The organism is Glutamicibacter sp. BSL13 (assembly GCF_052928425.1).
The window spans coordinates 1-5,724 of sequence record NZ_JAVGCZ010000135.1 but is presented as its reverse complement, the minus strand read 5'-3'; the positions used below and the strand labels follow the sequence as shown (position 1 = coordinate 5,724).

Annotated in this window: 3 rRNA genes; all 3 read left to right on the top strand. The window is 55.0% G+C overall.

The window, feature by feature from the left end:
- Positions 1-186: 186 nt before the first annotated feature.
- The 3 genes from RCJ92_RS14740 to rrf all read left to right on the top strand — a co-directional run bounded on the left by RCJ92_RS14740 (position 187) and on the right by rrf (position 5,720).
- Positions 187-1,723: ribosomal RNA gene (locus tag RCJ92_RS14740) — 16S ribosomal RNA — on the top strand.
- A gap of 555 nt (positions 1,724-2,278) precedes the next feature.
- Positions 2,279-5,416, top strand: a 23S ribosomal RNA gene (locus RCJ92_RS14735).
- Between the two features lie 187 nt (positions 5,417-5,603).
- Positions 5,604-5,720: ribosomal RNA gene (gene rrf / locus RCJ92_RS14730) — 5S ribosomal RNA — on the top strand.
- Together the 16S, 23S and 5S rRNA genes form the textbook arrangement of a ribosomal RNA operon.
- The last annotated feature ends 4 nt before the right edge of the window (positions 5,721-5,724 follow it).

The window sequence follows — 5,724 nt, the reverse complement described above, 5'->3', positions numbered from 1 at the left end:
GCTTGTTGTTTGAGAACTCAATAGTGTGCCAAGTTTGTTGATACCAAATTATTTTTGTTTGGTGAATACGAAACATTTATTTGCTTGATCGCCCGCACCCCCGTGTGTGGTGGTTGAGTGTTTTTTATTCGCCGGGATTGCATCATTGGCTGCCGTGTGGTGGTTGGTGGTGTGCTTTTCTTGTTTTTTATGGAGAGTTTGATCCTGGCTCAGGATGAACGCTGGCGGCGTGCTTAACACATGCAAGTCGAACGATGATGCTGGTGCTTGCACTGGTGGATTAGTGGCGAACGGGTGAGTAACACGTGAGTAACCTGCCCCTGACTTCGGGATAAGCCCGGGAAACTGGGTCTAATACCGGATATGACTTCCTGCTGCATGGCAGGGGGTGGAAAGATTTATCGGTTGGGGATGGACTCGCGGCCTATCAGCTTGTTGGTGAGGTAATGGCTCACCAAGGCGACGACGGGTAGCCGGCCTGAGAGGGTGACCGGCCACACTGGGACTGAGACACGGCCCAGACTCCTACGGGAGGCAGCAGTGGGGAATATTGCACAATGGGCGAAAGCCTGATGCAGCGACGCCGCGTGAGGGATGACGGCCTTCGGGTTGTAAACCTCTTTCAGTAGGGAAGAAGCCCCTTTTGGGGGTGACGGTACTTGCAGAAGAAGCGCCGGCTAACTACGTGCCAGCAGCCGCGGTAATACGTAGGGCGCAAGCGTTATCCGGAATTATTGGGCGTAAAGAGCTCGTAGGCGGTTTGTCGCGTCTGCCGTGAAAGTCCGAGGCTCAACCTCGGATCTGCGGTGGGTACGGGCAGACTAGAGTGATGTAGGGGAGACTGGAATTCCTGGTGTAGCGGTGAAATGCGCAGATATCAGGAGGAACACCGATGGCGAAGGCAGGTCTCTGGGCATTTACTGACGCTGAGGAGCGAAAGCATGGGGAGCGAACAGGATTAGATACCCTGGTAGTCCATGCCGTAAACGTTGGGCACTAGGTGTGGGGGACATTCCACGTTTTCCGCGCCGTAGCTAACGCATTAAGTGCCCCGCCTGGGGAGTACGGCCGCAAGGCTAAAACTCAAAGGAATTGACGGGGGCCCGCACAAGCGGCGGAGCATGCGGATTAATTCGATGCAACGCGAAGAACCTTACCAAGGCTTGACATGTTCCAGACCGGGCCAGAGATGGTCTTTCCCCTTTTGGGGCTGGTTCACAGGTGGTGCATGGTTGTCGTCAGCTCGTGTCGTGAGATGTTGGGTTAAGTCCCGCAACGAGCGCAACCCTCGTTCCATGTTGCCAGCGGGTTATGCCGGGGACTCATGGGAGACTGCCGGGGTCAACTCGGAGGAAGGTGGGGATGACGTCAAATCATCATGCCCCTTATGTCTTGGGCTTCACGCATGCTACAATGGCCGGTACAATGGGTTGCGATACTGTGAGGTGGAGCTAATCCCTAAAAGCCGGTCTCAGTTCGGATTGGGGTCTGCAACTCGACCCCATGAAGTCGGAGTCGCTAGTAATCGCAGATCAGCAACGCTGCGGTGAATACGTTCCCGGGCCTTGTACACACCGCCCGTCAAGTCACGAAAGTTGGTAACACCCGAAGCCGATGGCCTAACCACCTTGTGTGGGGGGAGTCGTCGAAGGTGGGACTGGCGATTGGGACTAAGTCGTAACAAGGTAGCCGTACCGGAAGGTGCGGCTGGATCACCTCCTTTCTAAGGAGCTAACCATTATTGGTTGCCCGTTGCCGCCACGAGTGTTGGTGGGCGGGTTGCTCATGGGTGGAATATCAATGAACTATCGGTCGTGGTCCGTGCACTTTTTGGGTGTGGGGGTTGTGGTCGGGTTTGGTGCTGTGGGTGGTGCTGCTGGTGAGTACGCCGTGGGTTTCCGTTGTGGGGGCTTGTGGTTGGAAGGCTGGTGGTGGTGCTTGTGGTGCCAGGTTGTGGCGCACTGTTGGGTTTTGAGGCAACAAGCATGCTGTGCCTGCCGTTGGGTGGGTGTGGTGTTCTTGGTGTTTCGGTTGAAAGACCATGTTTGTTTTCCTGTGTCCTTGGCACGCGTGCCCGCTGGTGTGGGTGTGTGGTGTGGGGGTGTGGGGTTGTTGTTTGGGAACTGTATAGTGAACGCGAGCATCTTGAAATGACAGGTGCCTGCCGCATTTTGTGTGTGTGGGTGTTTGTTGTTTTGTGATTTTGTTGATTGTTTTGTTGCTCATGTATTTGAGGTTTTCTGTGCTGTCGTTTGTCTGTGATGGATGGATGATTGTGTTGAAAGTTTTTAAGGGCGCACGGTGGATGCCTTGGCATCAGGAGCCGATGAAGGACGTGGGAATCTGCGATAAGCCTGGTGGAGTCGATAACCGGACGTTGAGGCCAGGATTTCCGAATGGGGAAACCCGGCACCATGTTATGTGGTGTGACCCGTGGCTGAATGTATAGGCCATGTGGGGGGAACGCGGGGAAGTGAAACATCTCAGTACCCGCAGGAAAAGAAAACAATAGTGATTCCGTTAGTAGTGGCGAGCGAACGCGGATGGGGCTAAACCGGTAGGTGTGTGATAGCGGATAGGCGTTGCATCTTCGGGGTTGTGGGGTCCATATGTGCCAGTTCTATTCGGCTGGCGGGATGAGGTGCAGGCGTATAGGTGAATCGGTTGGAATGCCGGACCAGAGAGGGTGATAGTCCCGTAGTTGTCATGCGTGCTGCCGTCCTAGTGTGGGTGCCCGAGTAGCACGGGGCTCGAGGAATCCCGTGTGAATCTGCCAGGACCACCTGGTAAGCCTGAATACTACCTGATGACCGATAGTGAATCAGTACCGTGAGGGAATGGTGAAAAGTACCCCGGGAGGGGAGTGAAATAGTACCTGAAACCGTGTGCTTACAAACCGTTAGAGCAGGGCTTTGTGTTCTGTGATGGCGTGCCTTTTGAAGAATGAGCCTGCGAGTTAGTGCTGTGTCGCGAGGTTAACCCGTGTGGGGTAGTCGTAGCGAAAGCGAGTCTGAATAGGGCGTTTGAGTGGCACGGTCTAGACCCGAAGCGAAGTGATCTACCCATGGCCAGGTTGAAGCGCGTGTAAGAGCGTGTGGAGGACCGAACCCACTTCAGTTGAAAATGGAGGGGATGAGCTGTGGGTAGGGGTGAAAGGCCAATCAAACTTCGTGATAGCTGGTTCTCCCCGAAATGCATTTAGGTGCAGCGTTGCGTGTTTCTTACTGGAGGTAGAGCTACTGGATAGGCGATGGGCCCTACAAGGTTACTGACCTTAGCCAAACTCCGAATGCCGGTAAGTCAGAGCGCAGCAGTGAGACTGTGGGGGATAAGCTTCATAGTCGAGAGGGAAACAGCCCAGAACGCCAACTAAGGCCCCTAAGCGTGTGCTAAGTGGAAAAGGATGTGGAGTTGCTGTGACAACCAGGAGGTTGGCTTAGAAGCAGCCACCCTTGAAAGAGTGCGTAATAGCTCACTGGTCAAGTGATTCCGCGCCGATAATGTAGCGGGGCTCAAGCACACCGCCGAAGTTGCGTCATTCAAACATGTCATTGGCTTTTGTGGTCCAGTGGTTTGGATGGGTAGGGGAGCGTCGTGTGGCCGGTGAAGTCGCGGTGGAAACCAGCGGTGGAGGCTACGCGAGTGAGAATGCAGGCATGAGTAGCGAATGACGGGTGAGAAACCCGTCCGCCGAATGATCAAGGGTTCCAGGGTCAAGTTAATCTGCCCTGGGTTAGTCGGGACCTAAGGCGAGGCCGACAGGCGTAGTCGATGGACAACGGGTTGATATTCCCGTACCGGCGAAGGACCGCCCATACTGAGCATCTGATGCTAACCACCTGCCGCCATGACGTGCTGCCCCCTTGTGGGGTGGTTGTTGTGGTTGGTGGCTGGGAACCGAGGGTGTGAGGTCAGCGTGTTAACAGGTGTGACGCAGGAAGGTAGCCGAGCCAGGCAATGGAATTGACCTGGTCCAAGGGTGTAGGGTGTTTCGTTGGCAAATCCGCGGAACGTGTGCCTGAGACCTGATAGGCGCCCACTTTGGTGGGTGATTCGGTGATCCTATGCTGCCTAGAAAAGCATCGGCGTGAGGTCCCAGTCCGCCCGTACCCTAAACCGACACAGGTGATCTGGTAGAGAATACCGAGGCGATCGAGAGAATCATGGTTAAGGAACTCGGCAAAATGCCCCCGTAACTTCGGAAGAAGGGGGGCCTGCCTCGTGAGGGAAACTTGCTTTCCTGAGCGGGTGTGGGCCGCAGAGACCAGGGGGAAGCGACTGTTTACTAAAAACACAGGTCCGTGCGAAGTCGCAAGACGATGTATACGGACTGACTCCTGCCCGGTGCTGGAAGGTTAAGAGGACCTGTTAGACCCCTTTGGGGTCGAAGCGGAGAATTTAAGCCCCAGTAAACGGCGGTGGTAACTATAACCATCCTAAGGTAGCGAAATTCCTTGTCGGGTAAGTTCCGACCTGCACGAATGGAGTAACGACTTCCCCGCTGTCTCAACCATGAACTCGGCGAAATTGCAGTACGAGTAAAGATGCTCGTTACGCGCAGCAGGACGGAAAGACCCCGAGACCTTTACTATAGTTTGGTATTGGTGTTCGGTGCAGCTTGTGTAGGATAGGTGGGAGACTGTGAAGCCTGGACGCTAGTTCGGGTGGAGTCATCGTTGAAATACCACTCTGGCTGTACCGGTCACCTAACTTCGGACCATGATCTGGTTCAGGGACAGTGCCTGATGGGTAGTTTAACTGGGGCGGTTGCCTCCTAAAGAGTAACGGAGGCGCCCAAAGGTTCCCTCAGCCTGGTTGGCAATCAGGTGTTGAGTGTAAGTGCACAAGGGAGCTTGACTGTGAGAGTGACAGCTCGAGCAGGGACGAAAGTCGGGACTAGTGATCCGGCGGCACCGTGTGGAAGGGCCGTCGCTCAACGGATAAAAGGTACCTCGGGGATAACAGGCTGATCTTGCCCAAGAGTCCATATCGACGGCATGGTTTGGCACCTCGATGTCGGCTCGTCGCATCCTGGGGCTGGAGTAGGTCCCAAGGGTTGGGCTGTTCGCCCATTAAAGCGGTACGCGAGCTGGGTTTAGAACGTCGTGAGACAGTTCGGTCCCTATCCGCTGCGCGCGTTGGAAATTTGAGAAGGGCTGTCCTTAGTACGAGAGGACCGGGACGGACGAACCTCTGGTGTGTCAGTTGTACTGCCAAGTGCATCGCTGATTAGCTACGTTTGGAAGGGATAACCGCTGAAAGCATCTAAGCGGGAAGCCTGCTTCGAGATGAGATTTCCATGCACTTTGTGTGAGAGGCCCCCAGCTAGACCACTGGGTTGATAGGCAGGATGTGGAAGCAAGGACTAAAGACTTGTGTAGCTGACCTGTACTAATAGGCCGATGACTTATCAACACACAACAAAACCACCCCCCCTTGTGTGGGGTGTTCGGCAAAGAGTGTTGCTCGCGTTCACTATACGGTTACGAAACAACAACCACACCACCCCAGGCCCCCCTTGTTGGTGGGGTGTGGGGGTTGGCAGGTGTTGTTCATGGATGGTTTTGCAGCCGGCACCAGGTGTGTGGTTGTTTCACTGCTGTTACGGCGGTCATAGCGTGGGGGAAACGCCCGGTCCCATACCGAACCCGGAAGCTAAGGCCCACTGCGCCGATGGTACTGCACTCGTGAGGGTGTGGGAGAGTAGGACACCGCCGGACTTAA